The following is a 15062-nucleotide window of genomic DNA, read 5'->3' as shown; positions in this document are numbered from 1 at the left end:
GTCTGGGCCGAGGCGGAGACGCAGGTGAATAGCAGAACGAGTGGCCAAATCAGGCGCATTGTGAAATTCCTTCATGTGAAAAAGACGCAATCAACACGTGGAATATTATGCCCGAGATGCGATTCGCACAAGCTATGCGCGACTTTGCGCGCTCCTGCTGCCGGAGAGGATGAGATGAGCTCGGTCAGAGACTACATCCGCACGATCCCGGATTTCCCCCACGAGGGGATCATGTTCCGCGACGTGACGACGCTCTTCGCCGATGCGCGCGGCTTCCGCATGGCGGTCGACCAGCTCGTGCAGCCGTTCTCGGGCGTGCGGTTCGACAAGGTCGTGGGGCTCGAGGCCCGAGGCTTCATCCTCGGCGGCGCGGTCGCGCACCAGCTCTCGGCGGGCTTCGTGCCTGTGCGCAAGAAGGGCAAGTTGCCGGGCGCGGTGATCTCGGAGAGCTACACGCTCGAATACGGCACCGCCGAGGTCGAGCTGCACGACGACGCCATCTCCGCCGGAGAGCGCATCCTGCTCGTCGACGACCTTCTCGCGACGGGCGGCACCGCCGAGGCCGGGATCAAGCTGATCGAACGGCTCGGCGGCGAGGTGATCGGCTGCGCCTTCGTGATCGACCTGCCGGATCTCGGCGGCCGTAAGCGGCTCGAGGATCTCGGCATGAACGTCCAGGCGCTCTGCGCCTACGAAGGCGACTGAGGCAGCTGCGGTGCCCCAGTACGGGGCACCGCGCCTCTCACTTCACCTCGTCGGGGAAGTGCTTCAGAACCGAGCGGAACGGGTTCGGCGCCGCCTGCCCGAGCCCGCAGATCGAGGCATCCACCATGACCCCGGCGAGATCCTCCAGAAGCTCGGCGTCCCAGCTCTCGGCCTGCATCAGCTTGACCGCCTTCTCGCAGCCGACGCGGCAGGGCGTGCACTGCCCGCAGCTTTCGTCCTCGAAGAACCGCAGCATGTTGAGCGCCGCCTCGCGCGCGCTGTCCTTGTCCGACAGCACCACCACCGCCGCCGAGCCGATGAAGCTCCCGTGCGGTTGCAGCGTGTCGAAGTCGAGCGGCACGTCGTCCAGCGACGCCGGCAAGAGCCCGGAGGACGGCCCGCCCGGCTGGTAGGCCTTGAGTTCGTGCCCCTCGGCCATGCCGCCCGCGGCCTCGACCACGTCGCGGATCGTGGACCCCGCCGGCAGCAGGTAGACGCCCGGCGCCGCGACCCGCCCCGAGACCGAGTAGGAGCGCAGGCCGCGCCGCCCGTTCTTCTCGACCGAGGTCAGGATGTCGCCGCCCTCGCGCAGGACCCGCGCCACCCAGTGCAGCGTCTCGACATTGTGCACCAGAGTGGGCCGGTCGAAGATCCCGACCTGAGCCACGTAAGGCGGCCGGTGGCGCGGGATGCCGCGCTTGCCCTCGATCGATTCGATCATCGCGCTCTCTTCGCCGCAGATATAGGCCCCGGCTCCGCGGCGCAGTTCGATATATCCCGGTGCCGCGATGCCCGCGGTCTCGAGCGCGGCGATCTCGCGCCGCAGGATTTCGAGCACCGCCGGATATTCGTCGCGCATGTAGACAAAGCACCGCTCCGCCTCCACGGCCCAGGCCGCGACGAGCATCCCTTCGAGGAAAAAGTGCGGCCGCCGCTCGAGATAGTGGCGATCCTTGAAGGTCCCAGGCTCGCCCTCGTCGCCGTTGACCGCAAGGTAGCGCGGCCCCTTCGCGGCGCGGACGAAGCCCCACTTCTTGCCCGACGGGAACCCCGCCCCGCCGAGGCCGCGGATGCCCGCACCCGTGACCTGCCGCTGCACCGCCTCCCAGTCGCCGGTCTCGCGCAAAGCCGCGAGCGCGGCATAGCCGCCGCCGCCCGAATAGGCCTCGAAATCCTCGTAATCGGGAATGTGCGGATGGGTCTCGCCCGCCGCGATCGCCTCCGTCACGCGCTCGGGCGTCGCGTGGTCGATATGGAAATGTCCCAGCTCGCAGACCGGCGCGGTGTCGCAGCGCCCCATGCAGGGAGCCCGCACGACGCGGACCTCCGCGGGATCGAGTCCGTCTTCGAGCGCCTTCTGCAACTGCGCCGCGCCCGCAAGTTCGCAGGAGAGCGAGTCGCACACGCGCACCGTCAGTGCCGGCGGCGGCGTCTCGCCCTCCTTCACCACGTCGAAATGCGCGTAGAAGGTCGCGACCTCGTAGACCTCCGCCTGCGCCATCCGCATCTCGTCGGCGAGCGCCCTAAGATGCCGCGCCGAGAGATGTCCATGGGCGTCCTGGATGAGGTGCAGATATTCGATCAGCAGATCGCGCCGCCGCGGCCGGTCGCCGAGAAGCGCCCGCACCTCCGCGAGAGCCTCCTCCTCGGTCTGGCGGCCCTTCGGCGTCGCGCGCCCCTTGCGTTTCGGCGTCTTCCAGACCGGTTTGTCTCCGTCGAGCGCCATGTCTGCCGGGCCTCCTCCCTTGGTCCTTCCCTATCCCTACCGCCCCGGAGCCTCCCCGTGACCCCGAAAAGCGACACCGGGACTGCGACTTGCGGCTCGGTTGCGCCCGGCCTGCATTCCATGCACGGCGCGCGGTTCCGATCGGCGCCCGGCCTCTCGGACACGTTAACGCTTTCTCAAGCTTCGCGCTTCACCGCCCCGCCGCCGCCTGCCACGCTCGGAGCATGATTCGCGCATTCCTCACCACACTCGCCCTCGCCCTGCCCGCCGCCGCGGATCAGCCGCTCACGGGCGCCGAGTTCGAGGCCTACGTGACCGGCAAGACGCTCTATTTCGGCCAGAACGGCGAGGCCTACGGGGTCGAGCAATACCTGCCCGGCCGCGAGGTCGTCTGGTCGTTCCTCGACGGCGAGTGCCGGGAGGGCCGCTGGTACGAGGCGGGCGAGCAGATCTGCTTCGTCTACGAGGACAACCCCGTCCCGCAATGCTGGAGCTTCTACCGCACCGGCGAAGGCACCCTGCGCGCGGTCTTCGAGAACGACCCGGCCAGCAGCAGCCTCTACGAGGCCCGCAGGGACGAGGATCCGATGATCTGCCCCGGCCCCGACGTCGGCGTCTGATCCCGGCGACGCCTATGCCGAACCGGCGGAGGGGCGCTGCCCCTCTTGGCCTGTCGGCCAATTCACCCCGGAGTATTTTTCCCAAGAAGAAGCAGGGGACGTATCCGACGGCCAGCTTGCCCTTCGCCGGGCCTGCCGCCATGGTTCCGGGTGGAGGGCATCGCGGGGGAGGATCGCATCATGGGTTGGCTGGCCGACGAGACGGGGCTCGAAAAGCGCGCGGCGAATTATGCCGCCCTGACGCCGCTGTCGTTCCTGAACCGCGCCGCGGACGTCTTTCCGAAACAGATCGCGGTGGTCTACGGCGGCACGCGCCGCAGCTACGCGGAATATCACGAGCGGGTGACCCGCCTCGCTTCGGGGCTCGCGGGGCTCGGCATCGCACCCGGCGACGTGGTGGCGACGCTCCTGCCCAACGTGCCCGCCCATGCCGAGGCGCATTTCGGCGTGCCCGCCTGCGGCGCCGTCCTCAACGCCATCAACACGCGGCTCGACACCGACACCGTCGCCTACATTCTCGGACATGGCGGCGCGAAGGTCCTGCTCTGCGATGCGGCTCTGGTCGATCAGGCGAGAGCCGCCTGCGCCGCGATGAGCGAGGGCACGCCGCCGACGATCGTCGAGGTGCCCGACGCCGAGGCCGGGATCGCTGCCTCGGGCGATCACATGACCTACGACGAGCTACTCCAATCGGGCGATCCGGGCTTCCGCTGGATCATGCCCGAGGACGAGTGGGAGAGCCTCTCGCTCAACTACACCTCGGGCACGACCGGACGTCCCAAGGGCGTGGTGTACCACCACCGCGGCGCGTATCTCAACGCGATGGGACAGGTGCTCAGCTGGCGCATGATCCTGCGCCCGGTCTACCTGACCATCGTGCCGCTCTTTCACTGCAACGGCTGGTGCCACACCTGGATGATGCCCGCCGTCGGCGGCACGCTCGTCTGTTGCCGCGAGATCCGCGCGAAGCCGATCTTCGACGCCATCGCGGACGAGGGCGTGACCCATTTCGGCGGCGCGCCCATCGTGCTCAACACGCTCATCAACGCGCCCGAGGAGGAGCGGCGGCCCTTCGACCACGTCGTCGAGGTCTTCACCGCCGGCGCGCCGCCCGCGCCCTCGACCCTCGCCGCGATCGAGCCGATGGGCTTCAACGTCACCCATGTCTATGGCCTGACCGAGACCTACGGGCCCGCGACCGAGTGCCTCTGGCACCCCGAATGGGACGCGCTGACCGGCGAGGACCGCGCCGCGGCGAAAGCCCGGCAGGGCGTCGGCATGCCCTTCATCGAGCACGTGACCGTCATGGACGACACGCGGATGGAGGAGGTCCAGCGCACCGGCGCCCACCAGGGCGAGATCATGTTCCGCGGCAACGGCGTGATGAAGGGCTATTACAAGAACGCGCAGGCCACCGAGCAGAGCTTCGCGGGCGGCTACTTCCATTCCGGCGATCTCGCCCTGCTCGACGCCGAGGGCTACATGACGATCTCGGACCGCGCCAAGGACATCATCATCTCGGGCGGCGAGAACATCTCCTCGATCGAGGTCGAGAACGCGCTGATGCGCCACGAGGCCGTCAGCCTCTGCGCGGTGGTGGCAAAGCCCGACGACAAGTGGGGCGAGGTGCCCTGCGCCTTCGTCGAGCTCAAGACCGGCGCGAAGGTCGGCGCGGAGGACCTCATCGCCTTCGCACGCGAGCGTCTCGCGGGGTTCAAGACGCCCAAGGCGGTGGTCTTCGGCGAGCTGCCCAAGACCTCCACCGGCAAGATCCAGAAGTTCCAGCTGCGCGAGCGGGCGAAGACCCTCTGACCGGCGATGCGCGCCTTACTTGGTGCCGAACATCCGGTCGCCGGCATCGCCGAGCCCCGGCACGATGTAGCCGCGCTCGTCGAGCCGCTCGTCGAGCGCCGCGGTCACGATCGGAACGTCCGGATGCGCCTCCTTCATCTTGGCGACGCCCTCGGGCGCGGCGAGGAGGCACAGGAAGCGGATGTTCGTCGCGCCGGCCTGCTTCAGAAGGTCCACGGCGGCGGCAGACGAGTTGCCCGTCGCCAGCATCGGATCCACCGCGATCACCAGCCGGTCCTCGAGCCCGTCCGGCACCTTGAAGTAGTACTGGACCGGATGAAGCGTTTCCTCGTCGCGGTAGAGCCCGACGAAGCCGACCCGCGCCGCGGGCACCAGCTCCAGCACCCCGTCGAGCAGGCCGTTGCCCGCCCTGAGGATCGAGATCAGCGCCAGCTTCTTGCCCGCCAGCACCGGCGCCTCCATCGTCTGCATGGGCGTCTCGATGGTCTCGGTCGTCACCTCCAGCTCGCGGGTGATCTCGTAGGCCAGAAGCTGGCTGATCTCGCGCAGGAGCTGGCGGAAGGACTTCGTGGAGGTGTCCTTGCGGCGCATGATCGTCAGCTTGTGCTGGATCAGCGGATGGTCGACGATTGTCAGATGCTCGGGCATGATCTCTCTCAGGTCAGGCGTTTGGCGACGCGCTCGCGCGTGGCGGCGTCGCAGAAGGCGGCGTTCAGCGAGATGCGGGCGAGGTCGCGGAAGGCCTCCGCATCCCAGTCGTGCACCCGCGCGAGGCGGCGGTATTCCTCGCGCATCGTGGTGTGGAAGAACGGCGGATCGTCGGTCGACACGGTCACGGTGACGCCCCGCTCGCGCAGCTTTCCGATCGGATGCGCTTCGAGCGTGGGATAGACGCCGAGCGCCACGTTCGAGCCCGGGCAGGTCTCGAGCACGATGCCGTCCTCGGCGATCCGCTCGACCAGCGCGGGATCCTCGATCGCCCGCACGCCGTGGCCGATCCGCTCGCAGCCGAGGTGATCGAGCGCCGCGCGCACCTCCTCGGGCCCGCGCCATTCGCCGGCATGGGTGGTCAGCCGCAGCCCCGCCTCGCGGGCGCAGTCGAAGGACCAGGCGAAATCCTTCTGCTCGTAGGCGTTCTCGTCCCCGCCCATGCCGAAGCCGGTGATCCACTCCCCCGCCGTCTCGGCGGCGCAGCGGGCGGCCGCCTTCGCGCGCTCGGGTCCGAAATGCCGCACGCAGGTCACGACGCCGCGCAGGGTCACGCCGAGATCGCGCTCGCCCGCCTCCGCCGCCTCGACCATCGCGGCGAGGTAGTCGCGCCAGGCGTCCACGTCCCCGCCGCCGCAGAAATCCGGGCTCAGGAAGGTTTCGGAATAGACGACGCCCTCCTCGGCCGATTGCTCCATGACAGCGCGCACCAGCCGCGCGTAATCCTCGGGGCTCCTCAGCACGCCGGTCGCGGCCTCGTAGACCTGCAGGAAGTGCCGGAAGCCCTCGAACGCGTAGGTCCCGTCCGGGCGGAAGATGCCCGAGAGGTCCACCCGCTTCTCGGCGGCGAGCCCGCGAATGAAGGACGGCGGCGCCGCCCCCTCAAGATGAAGGTGCAGCTCGACCTTCGGCAGGGCCGCGATCTCGGAGAGCGCCTCCTCGGTCACCTGGCCAGCATGCTCCTCTACGTTCCGACCCTGTCTCACAGAAAGCTCCGTCCCGGCCCGCGGCCCTCGATCCCAAGATGATCCGCGACACTCGCGGCCACGTCGGCAAAGGCCACCTGCCCCACCGATCCGGCCCCGCGCCCCGCGATCAGCACCGGCACCCGCTCGCGGGTGTGGTCGGTGCCGTTCCAGGTCGGGTCATTGCCGTGATCGGCGGTCAGGCACAAGAGGTCCCCCTCCCGAAGCTTCGGCAGCAGCCTGCCGATCTCGGCGTCGAACCATTCGAGCGCCCTGGCGTAGCCCGCGACGTCCCGCCGGTGCCCCCAGAGGCTGTCGAACTCGACGAAGTTGGCAAAGACCAGCGCCCCCTCGGGCGCCGCGTCCACCAGCCCGGAAAGATGCCCTATCAGCTCGGCATCGCTGCCCTTCACCACCCGGTCGATCCCCTCCATCGAGAAGATGTCGCCGATCTTGCCGACCCCGATGACCGCGCGGCCCGCATCCTGCGCCCAGTTCGTCAGCACCGGCTCCGGCGGCCGGATGGCATAGTCGCGCCGGTTCCCCGTCCGCCGGAACGCGCCCGCCTCGCCCACGAAGGGCCGCGCGATCACCCGCCCGACGCGCATCCCGTGCAGCATCGGCGCGATCTCCTCGCAGAGCGCCAGCAGCCGGTCGAGCCCGAAGATCTCCGGATCCTCGTGCGCCGCGATCTGGAACACGCTGTCGGCCGAAGTGTAGCAGATCGGCCGCCCGGTCCGCACATGCTCCGCCCCGAACCGGTCCAGCATCACCGTGCCCGAGCCGTGGCAATTGCCGAGAATGTCCTCCGTCCCGGCGATCCGGCACACTTCCGCCCGCACCTCCTCGGGAAAGGCCGGCTCGCCGACGGGAAAGTAATGCCAGTCCCACGGCACCGGCAGCCCGGCGAGCTCCCAATGCCCCGACGGCGTGTCCTTGCCGGGCGAGACCTCCGTCGCCGCCCCCCAGAGCGCCCTTGGCTCGGCCCCGAGGCCCGGCGCCTCCGCGCCGCTGGCCAGCCGCACCGCCGCCCCGAGCCCCATCCCGTCCAGCACCGGCATCTTCAACGGCCCCGAGCGCCCGTCCTCGGCCTGCCCCGCCGCACAGGCTTCGGCGATATGCGCAAGCGTGTTTGCCCCGCGATCCGGCACGCCGCCCGAGAAGAAATCGCCCGCGTCGGGCGCCCCGCCGATCCCGACCGAATCCATCACCACAAGAAATGCCCGGCTCATCGCCCATCCTCCGGCCGGCACGCCGGTCGCGCCGCGGCCCCGCTTCTTCTTGACCAAGATATCCCGGGCAGCCGAGCAGCGGCGGGGCGGAGCCCCGGACCCGGCCAGCTCTCTTCTTCTTGGCAAAAATACTCATGCAACATGCCGGCCCCCGCACCGTCCTCGCGGCGCGGCGCGCCCTCACCACACGCGCGCCGCTTCATCCGACGCGCCCCCGCACCAAGGCGGCCGGCGCCGCGCTCTCCCCGATCCGGACCGCCACCCGAATGCTGCGCCCCGCCGCCTCGGCCTGCTCCTCGCACGCCGCATGGACCCGCGCGATCGGCTGGCCCGCCTCGACGCGGGTGCCGAGCCGTACCATCCCGGTGATCCCGACCGCCGGATCGACCCGGTCGCTCTCGACCCGCCGCCCGCCGCCGAGATCCACCACCGCAAGGCCCAGCGCCTCGCCTTCGATCGCCGTCACCACGCCCCCCTCGGGCGCCGTCACCTCCCGGATCACCGGCGCCTGAGGCAGGAACCGCGCCCAATCCTCGACAAGGCCCGCCGGTCCGCCCATCGCGTGGATCATCCGCCCGAAGCGCTCGGCCGCGGCGCCGCAAGCGATCGCCTCACCGATCCGGCGCGCGCCTTCGGCGGCATCGCGCGCCAGCCCCGCCGAGGCGAGCAGCTCCCCGCCCAGCGCCGCGCTCAACTCTAAGAGCGGACCCCGCTCCGTTCCCGTCAGCACCCGGCAGGTCGCCGCCACCTCGACCGCATTGCCAAGCGCATCGGCCAGCGGCTCGTCCATCGAGGTGAGGAGCGCCGAGGTCGGACAGCCCGCCTCCCGCGCCGTCGAGACCAGCGCCTCTGCCAGCGCCCTTGCTTCCGCCTCGGTTTTCATGAACGCGCCCGATCCGACCTTCACGTCGAGAACGAGACCCTGCAGCCCCGCCGCGAGCTTCTTCGAGAGGATCGACGCGGTGATGAGATCGAGGCTCTCCACGGTCCCGGTCACGTCCCGCACCGCGTAGAGCCGCCGGTCCGCGGGCGCGAGGTCCGCCGTCGCCCCGACGATGGCGCAGCCCGCGGTCTCCACCACCGCCCGCATCCCGTCCTCGTCAAGCGCGGTCACCACCCCGGGGATCGCCTCGAGCTTGTCGAGCGTGCCGCCCGTATGCCCGAGCCCCCGCCCCGAGATCATCGGCACCCGTACCCCGCAGGCCGCGAGCGCCGGCGCGAGCACGAGACTCACGCAATCGCCGACGCCGCCCGTCGAATGCTTGTCGAGCACCGGCGCGCCTGCGCCCCAGTCGAGCCGCCGCCCGCTGTCGCGCATCGCCTCGGTCAGCGCCACGCGCCCGCTCGCGCCGAGCCCCCGCAGGCACACCGCCATCGCGAAGGCGCCCGCCTGCGCGTCCGACACCGACCCGTCCGAGAGGCCCGCGGCGAACCAGCGCAGCGCCTCCGCCGACGGCTCCTCGCCCCGGCGCAGCCCCGCGATCACCGCGCGCGCATCGATCATGCGCCCTCCATGTGGCCCTTGCCGAAGGCGCCCGGCAGCAGCTCGGCCACCGACATCGCCCGCTCATCGCCCGCGAGCGTCGCCATGGTCACTACAGCGTCCGGGCCCGCGAATTCGGCGATCTTCTGGCGGCATCCGCCGCAGGGCGGCACCGGCGCGGGCGCGTCGGCCACCACGTAGATCGCGGTGAGCTCGGTCTCGCCGCCCGCGACCATCGCCGCGATCGCGCCCGCCTCGGCGCAGGTGCCTTCGGGATAGGCGACGTTCTCGACGTTGCAGCCCGAAACCACGCGCCCCGCGCCCGTCCGCAATGCCGCCCCGACCTTGAAGTTCGAATAGGGCGCATAGGCCATCTCGCGCACGCGGCGCGCCGCCTCTCTCAACTCGTCCGGTCCGTCGCTCATCGGATCTCCGCCATGCATTCCGGCCTTTATCGTGCGCAGAGCCGCGCACCGGACGCAAGACGGCGGCCGCCGCGGAACCGGCGCCGAAATCGTGCGTTCTTCAAAAGAACATTAAAGGAACATGGACCCATGACCGACACCCCCAAGCAGGACGCCCCCGGCAACGCCGACAAGCCCGTCGAGGAATGGACAACCGGCGACGAGAAGATGACCGGCGCGCAGGCCTCCTATCTCAAGACCCTCTGCCAGGAGGCCGAGGTCGAGTTCGACGACAGCCTGACCAAGGCGGAAGCCTCGGCGCGGATCGACGAGCTACAGGACAAGACCGGGCGCGGCTGAGGCGGGAACGGCGGGCCGAGGCCCGCGTTCTCAGCGCAGACCAAGCCATTATCCCGGAGATACGCGATGGCCAAGCAGCCCGACCGCCCAGACCTCGATCCCGAAGACGCCCTGCCCGACGATCCGCGCGAGCCGATGACCGACGTGCAGGCCGCGCAGCTGCGCGATCTGGCCGACAAGACCGGGGCGGAATACGACGAGTCCCTGACCAGCGGCGAGGCCGAGGAGCGCATCGCCGATCTTGCCAGGCGCGCCGGCTGAGAAAGCCTGCTTCCGCCGCGTCCCCAAATCGGCTAGCCCTCGGAGCATAAGCACTCCGGGGGATTTTTCGTGTCAGATCAGACCAACGACACCCTGCGCCAGCAGGCGCTCGACTACCACCAGTTCCCGAAACCCGGTAAGCTCGAGATCCGCGCGACCAAGCCGATGGCGAACGGCCGCGACCTCGCCCGCGCCTATTCCCCCGGCGTCGCCGAAGCCTGCCTCGAGATCAAGGACGACCCCAAGGCCGCCCGCGACTACACCGCCCGGGGCAACCTCGTCGCGGTCGTCTCCAACGGCTCCGCCGTGCTCGGCCTCGGCAATATCGGCGCACTGGCCTCGAAACCGGTGATGGAAGGCAAGGCCGTCCTCTTCAAGAAGTTCTCCGGCATCGACTGCTTCGACATCGAGCTGAACGAGCCCGACCCCGAGAAGCTCGCCGACATCGTCTGCGCGCTCGAGCCGACCTTCGGCGCGATCAATCTCGAGGACATCAAGGCACCCGACTGCTTCATCGTGGAAAAGATCTGCCGCGAGAGGATGAATATCCCGGTCTTCCACGACGACCAGCACGGCACCGCCATCGTCGTCGGCGCCGCCGCGACCAACGCCCTGCGCGTCGCGGGCAAGTCCTTCGAAGACATCAAGATCGTCTCGACGGGCGGCGGCGCGGCGGGCATCGCCTGCCTCAACATGCTGCTGAAGCTCGGCGTGAAGCGCGAGAACGTCTGGCTCTGCGACCTCGAAGGCCTCGTCCACGAGGGCCGCGAGGCCGACATGACCCCGCAGAAGGCCGAATATGCCCAGCCCGGCGGGCCGCGGAGCCTGGGCGACGTGATCGAGGGCGCCGACCTCTTCCTCGGCCTCTCCGGCCCGGGCGTGCTCAAGCCCGAGCACGTCAGGAAGATGGCCGAACGCCCGATCATCTTCGCGCTCGCAAATCCCTATCCCGAGATCATGCCGGACGATGCGCGCGAGGCCGATCCGACTGCGATCATCGCGACGGGGCGCTCGGACTATCCCAACCAGGTCAACAACGTTCTCTGCTTCCCGTTCATCTTCCGCGGCGCGCTCGATGTCGGCGCGACGACGATCAACGACGAGATGCAGATCGCTTGCGTCGAGGGCATCGCCGCCCTGGCCCGCGCCACCACCAGCGCCGAGGCCGCGGCCGCCTATCGCGGCGAACAGCTGACCTTCGGCGCCGATTACCTGATCCCCAAGCCCTTCGATCCGCGCCTCTCGGCCACCGTCTCGGTCGCCGTCGCCAAGGCGGCGATGGACTCGGGCGTCGCCGAGCGCCCGATCGAGGATATCGAGGCCTACCGCCACCGGCTCAACGCCAACGTCTACAAGTCCGCCCTGCTCATGCGCCCGGTCTTCGAGGCGGCCGCGACCGCCGCGCGCCGCATCGTCTTTGCCGAGGGCGAGGACGAGCGCGTCCTGCGCGCCGCGCAGGCGATCATCGAGGAGACGACCGAGCAGCCGATCCTCATCGGCCGCCCCGAGGTCATCAACATGCGCTGCGAGCGCATGGGTCTCGAGATCCGGCCCGAGCGCGACTTCAACATCGTGAACCCCGAGAACGACCCGCGCTACCGCGACTACTGGGGCAGCTACCACGAGATCATGGCCCGTCGCGGCGTGACCCCCGACCTCGCCCGCGCGATCATGCGCACCAACACCACCGCCATCGCAGCCGTTATGGTGCATCGCGGCGAGGCCGACAGCATGATCTGCGGCACCTTCGGCGAGTACAAGTGGCACCTCAACTACGTCAGCCAGATCCTCGGCACGTCCGAACTGCACCCGACGGGCGCGCTCTCGCTGATGATCCTCGAGGACGGGCCGCTCTTCATCGCCGACACCCATGTGCACATCGCGCCCACGCCGGACGAGATCGCCGAGGCCGCCATCGGCGCCGCACGCCACGTCCGCCGCTTCGGGATCGAGCCCAACATCGCGCTCTGCTCGCAATCGCAGTTCGGCAACCTCTCGAACGAATCCGCCGAGCGCCTGCGCGCCGCCATCGCAATCCTCGACAGCAAGGAGCGCGACTTCTGCTACGAGGGCGAGATGAACGTCGAGGCCGCGCTCGATCCCGACCTGCGCGCGCGGCTGCTGCCGGCGAACCGGATGTCCGGCACCGCGAACGTGCTGATCTTCGGTCAGGCCGACGCCGCGTCGGGCGTGCGCAACATCCTCAAGATGAAGGCCGGCGGGCTCGAGGTCGGCCCGATCCTGATGGGCATGGGCAACCGCGCGCATATCGTCACGCCCTCGATCACCGCGCGCGGGCTGCTCAACATGGCGGCGATCGGCGGCACGCCCGTCGCGCATTACGGCTGAGGGTCAGCCCGCGAGCGCCTCGCGCAAAGCGGCCCGTTCCTCCTCGACGGTGCCGGGAAACTTCTCCCGGCCCGCGCGGGAATACCAGTAGGCGGCGTTGCCCTCGTCGCCCTCGACCCGGTGGAGATGCGCGTGCAGCCACGCCGCCTCCGGCCCGGGATCGTCCTGCGCGATGTCGTGTGCCGCCTCCCACTCGCCCGCGTCGAGCCGGTCGAGCGCCTCGGTCAGTTTCTCGTGCATGATAACCTCCGTGATCCCCCGGGAAACGCCTGCCACCCGCCGCGCCGTTCCCGGTTCTTTGCAAACTCCCGGGGGCTTCGCAGCGCCGCTTTGCAGCCGGATTGCTTTGCAAATCATACCGGCAACATTCTGCAAACTTAATGTCGCAGGCCCCGGGCTGGTGTCGCTAACGGGCTTGCCGCACCCGCCCCGCCTTCCGTAACACCGTCTCATCGCGAGGAGGAGGAGCGACCCCATGAGTTACGCAGAGGTGTATTCCGCCTGGAAATCCGACCCCGAGGGGTTCTGGATGCGCGAGGCCGAGAAGATCGACTGGGACCGCAAACCCTCGCAGGCTCTGACCAGGACCGGCGACAACCTCTACGCCTGGTTCGCCGACGGCATGGTCAACACCTGCTGGAACGCGGTCGACCGCCATGTCGAGGCAGGGCGCGGCGATCAGGTCGCGATCATCCACGACAGCCCCATCACCGGCACCAAGCGCGAGATCTCCTATGCGGAGCTGCGCGACCGCGTCGCGACCCTCGCCGGCGCTCTCCGCGCCCGGGGCGTCGGCAAGGGCGACCGCGTCATCATCTACATGTCGATGGTCCCCGAGGCGCTCGAGGCCATGCTCGCCTGCGCCAGGCTCGGCGCGATCCACTCGGTGGTCTTCGGCGGCTTCGCCGCACACGAGCTCGCCGTCCGCATCGACGACGCCAGGCCCAAGGCGATCATCGCGGCCTCCTGCGGGATCGAGCCCGGGCGGATTGTGCATTACAAACCCCTCCTCGACAGCGCCATCGACCAGGCGGTGCACAAGCCCGACTTCTGCGTCATCCTCCAGCGCGAGGCCGCGCCCGCCGAGCTGACCCCGGACCGCGACGTCGACTGGCACGAGGTCCAGCAGGGCGCCGAACCCGCCGATTGCGCCCCCGTCGAGGGCGACCACCCCGCCTACATCCTCTACACCTCCGGCACCACGGGCGCGCCCAAGGGCGTCGTGCGCCCCACGGGCGGCCATCTCGTCGCGCTCCACTGGAGCATGAAGAACATCTACAACGTCGATCCCGGAGAGGTCTTCTGGGCCGCCTCCGACGTCGGCTGGGTCGTCGGCCACAGCTACATCTGCTACGCGCCGCTGATCCACGGCAACACCACCATCGTCTTCGAGGGCAAGCCCGTCGGCACGCCCGACGCGGGCACGTTCTGGCGCGTCATCGAAGAGCACAAGGTGCGCAGCTTCTTCACCGCGCCGACCGCCTTCCGGGCGGTGAAGCGCGAGGACCCCAAGGGCGAGTATCTGAAGAAGTACGACCTCTCGAACCTCCGCGCCATCTACCTCGCCGGCGAACGCGCCGATCCCGACACGATCGAGTGGACGCACGAGATGACCGGCAAGCCGGTCTACGACCATTGGTGGCAGACCGAGAGCGGCTGGCCGATGGTCGCCAACCCCGTCGGGATCGAGGCGATGGAGGTCAAGATCGGCTCGCCCACCGTCGCCATGCCGGGCTACGAGATCCACATCCTCGCCGACGACGGCACCCCCAAGCCCGCCGGAGAGCTCGGCGCCATCGCGATCAAGCTGCCCCTTCCCCCGGGCACGCTCCCCACGCTCTGGAACGCCCCCGAGCGGTTCGAGAAATCCTACCTCGCGCATTTCCCCGGCTATTACGAGACCGGGGACGCGGGGATGATGGACGAGGACGGCTATCTCTGGATCATGGCCCGCACCGACGACGTCATCAACGTCGCGGGCCACCGCCTCTCGACCGGCGGCATGGAGGAGGTCCTGGCCTCCCATCCCGACGTCGCCGAATGTGCGGTGATCGGCGTGAAGGACGAGCTCAAGGGCCAGCTGCCCATGGGTTTCGTCTGCCTCACCAAGGGCGTGAATCGCGAGCCCGCGGAGATCGAGAAGGAATGCGTCGCGCTCGTCCGGGACAGGATCGGGCCCGTGGCGGCCTTCAAGCTCTGCAAGGTGGTCGACCGCCTGCCCAAGACCCGCTCGGGCAAGATCCTGCGCCGCACCATGGCCTCCATCGCCGACGGCGAGGACTTCAAGCTCCCCGCTACCATCGACGATCCGGCCATCCTCGACGAGATCCGCGAGGGCACCAGCGCCATGGGCTATCCCCGCAAGTTGGGCGAGCCGGTCTGATCGACCATGTCCCGACCCCGCAGGCGGGGTCGGGTCAGGACTTCGGTAACGGGG

At 69.4% G+C, this 15062-nt stretch carries 14 protein-coding genes; 7 read left to right on the top strand and 7 right to left on the bottom strand.

Annotated features, from left to right (window positions below):
* Window positions 1-174: 174 nt before the first annotated feature.
* The gene (locus tag OCH239_RS10855) at window positions 175-705 is read left to right on the top strand and encodes an adenine phosphoribosyltransferase (protein WP_037262306.1); all 531 of its coding nucleotides are present in this window, start codon (window positions 175-177) and stop codon (window positions 703-705) included.
* Window positions 706-742: 37 nt separating this feature from the next.
* On the opposite strand, the gene OCH239_RS10850 is transcribed toward OCH239_RS10855, so the two are convergent.
* Entirely contained in the window at window positions 743-2431 is a 1689-nt protein-coding gene (locus tag OCH239_RS10850; RefSeq protein WP_037262304.1) for an NAD(P)H-dependent oxidoreductase subunit E, read from the bottom strand.
* Window positions 2432-2655: 224 nt separating this feature from the next.
* Here OCH239_RS10850 and OCH239_RS10845 point away from each other — a divergent pair, with 224 nt between their 5' ends.
* Window positions 2656-3051 (top strand): hypothetical protein, encoded by a 396-nt coding sequence (locus tag OCH239_RS10845; RefSeq protein ID WP_037262302.1) that lies wholly within the window; start codon window positions 2656-2658, stop codon window positions 3049-3051.
* Window positions 3052-3231: 180 nt separating this feature from the next.
* Complete coding sequence (locus tag OCH239_RS10840) at window positions 3232-4863, top strand: AMP-binding protein (RefSeq protein ID WP_037262300.1); 1632 nt, start codon at window positions 3232-3234, stop codon at window positions 4861-4863.
* 15 nt (window positions 4864-4878) lie between these two features.
* Here the strand turns inward: OCH239_RS10840 and upp are convergent, their stop codons facing one another.
* The 5 genes from upp to OCH239_RS10815 form a co-directional block, all read right to left on the bottom strand.
* The gene (gene upp, locus OCH239_RS10835) at window positions 4879-5511 is read right to left on the bottom strand and encodes a uracil phosphoribosyltransferase (RefSeq protein WP_037262297.1); all 633 of its coding nucleotides are present in this window, start codon (window positions 5509-5511) and stop codon (window positions 4879-4881) included.
* Between the two features lie 8 nt (window positions 5512-5519).
* Complete coding sequence (locus OCH239_RS10830) at window positions 5520-6494, bottom strand: adenosine deaminase (RefSeq protein ID WP_425280286.1); 975 nt, start codon at window positions 6492-6494, stop codon at window positions 5520-5522.
* Between the two features lie 59 nt (window positions 6495-6553).
* Window positions 6554-7768, bottom strand: a complete 1215-nt coding sequence (locus tag OCH239_RS10825; protein ID WP_037262625.1) for a phosphopentomutase — start codon at window positions 7766-7768, stop codon at window positions 6554-6556.
* Window positions 7769-7967: 199 nt separating this feature from the next.
* Complete coding sequence (locus tag OCH239_RS10820; protein WP_037262623.1) at window positions 7968-9269, bottom strand: thymidine phosphorylase; 1302 nt, start codon at window positions 9267-9269, stop codon at window positions 7968-7970.
* Entirely contained in the window at window positions 9269-9676 is a 408-nt protein-coding gene (locus OCH239_RS10815; RefSeq protein WP_037262293.1) for a cytidine deaminase, read from the bottom strand. The genes OCH239_RS10820 and OCH239_RS10815 overlap by 1 nt, the downstream gene beginning before the upstream one ends.
* A gap of 129 nt (window positions 9677-9805) precedes the next feature.
* On the opposite strand from OCH239_RS10815, the gene OCH239_RS10810 reads away from it, so the two are divergent.
* The 3 genes from OCH239_RS10810 to OCH239_RS10800 all read left to right on the top strand — a co-directional run bounded on the left by OCH239_RS10810 (window position 9806) and on the right by OCH239_RS10800 (window position 12625).
* Window positions 9806-10015 (top strand): DUF3072 domain-containing protein, encoded by a 210-nt coding sequence (locus OCH239_RS10810; RefSeq protein ID WP_037262291.1) that lies wholly within the window; start codon window positions 9806-9808, stop codon window positions 10013-10015.
* Between the two features lie 66 nt (window positions 10016-10081).
* Window positions 10082-10276 carry a DUF3072 domain-containing protein gene (locus tag OCH239_RS10805; protein WP_037262289.1) on the top strand — a complete coding sequence of 65 codons (195 nt, stop codon included), beginning with the start codon at window positions 10082-10084 and terminating at the stop codon, window positions 10274-10276.
* Between the two features lie 69 nt (window positions 10277-10345).
* Window positions 10346-12625, top strand: a complete 2280-nt coding sequence (locus OCH239_RS10800) for an NADP-dependent malic enzyme (RefSeq protein WP_037262287.1) — start codon at window positions 10346-10348, stop codon at window positions 12623-12625.
* 3 nt (window positions 12626-12628) lie between these two features.
* Here the strand turns inward: OCH239_RS10800 and OCH239_RS10795 are convergent, their stop codons facing one another.
* Window positions 12629-12865 (bottom strand): hypothetical protein, encoded by a 237-nt coding sequence (locus tag OCH239_RS10795; protein ID WP_037262284.1) that lies wholly within the window; start codon window positions 12863-12865, stop codon window positions 12629-12631.
* A gap of 235 nt (window positions 12866-13100) precedes the next feature.
* Here OCH239_RS10795 and OCH239_RS10790 point away from each other — a divergent pair, with 235 nt between their 5' ends.
* Window positions 13101-15008, top strand: coding sequence for a propionyl-CoA synthetase (locus OCH239_RS10790; RefSeq protein ID WP_037262282.1), 1908 nt, complete (start codon window positions 13101-13103; stop codon window positions 15006-15008).
* Window positions 15009-15062: the final 54 nt, after the last annotated feature.

It is taken from the genome of Roseivivax halodurans JCM 10272 (assembly GCF_000521785.1).
Lineage (GTDB): Bacteria > Pseudomonadota > Alphaproteobacteria > Rhodobacterales > Rhodobacteraceae > Roseivivax > Roseivivax halodurans.
Note: the sequence above shows the minus strand (reverse complement) of the source record. Positions and strands in the feature narration are given on the sequence as shown.

What these genes read in the sequence shown, in the direction of transcription:
- OCH239_RS10855 (WP_037262306.1), top strand. Translation starts at nt 175, where the DNA reads ATGAGCTCGGTCAGAGACTACATCCGCACGATCCCGGATTTCCCCCAC.
- OCH239_RS10850 (WP_037262304.1), bottom strand. Translation starts at nt 2,431, where the DNA reads ATGGCGCTCGACGGAGACAAACCGGTCTGGAAGACGCCGAAACGCAAG.
- OCH239_RS10845 (WP_037262302.1), top strand. Translation starts at nt 2,656, where the DNA reads ATGATTCGCGCATTCCTCACCACACTCGCCCTCGCCCTGCCCGCCGCC.
- OCH239_RS10840 (WP_037262300.1), top strand. Translation starts at nt 3,232, where the DNA reads ATGGGTTGGCTGGCCGACGAGACGGGGCTCGAAAAGCGCGCGGCGAAT.
- upp (WP_037262297.1), bottom strand. Translation starts at nt 5,511, where the DNA reads ATGCCCGAGCATCTGACAATCGTCGACCATCCGCTGATCCAGCACAAG.
- OCH239_RS10825 (WP_037262625.1), bottom strand. Translation starts at nt 7,768, where the DNA reads ATGAGCCGGGCATTTCTTGTGGTGATGGATTCGGTCGGGATCGGCGGG.
- OCH239_RS10815 (WP_037262293.1), bottom strand. Translation starts at nt 9,676, where the DNA reads ATGAGCGACGGACCGGACGAGTTGAGAGAGGCGGCGCGCCGCGTGCGC.
- OCH239_RS10810 (WP_037262291.1), top strand. Translation starts at nt 9,806, where the DNA reads ATGACCGACACCCCCAAGCAGGACGCCCCCGGCAACGCCGACAAGCCC.
- OCH239_RS10805 (WP_037262289.1), top strand. Translation starts at nt 10,082, where the DNA reads ATGGCCAAGCAGCCCGACCGCCCAGACCTCGATCCCGAAGACGCCCTG.
- OCH239_RS10795 (WP_037262284.1), bottom strand. Translation starts at nt 12,865, where the DNA reads ATGCACGAGAAACTGACCGAGGCGCTCGACCGGCTCGACGCGGGCGAG.
- OCH239_RS10790 (WP_037262282.1), top strand. Translation starts at nt 13,101, where the DNA reads ATGAGTTACGCAGAGGTGTATTCCGCCTGGAAATCCGACCCCGAGGGG.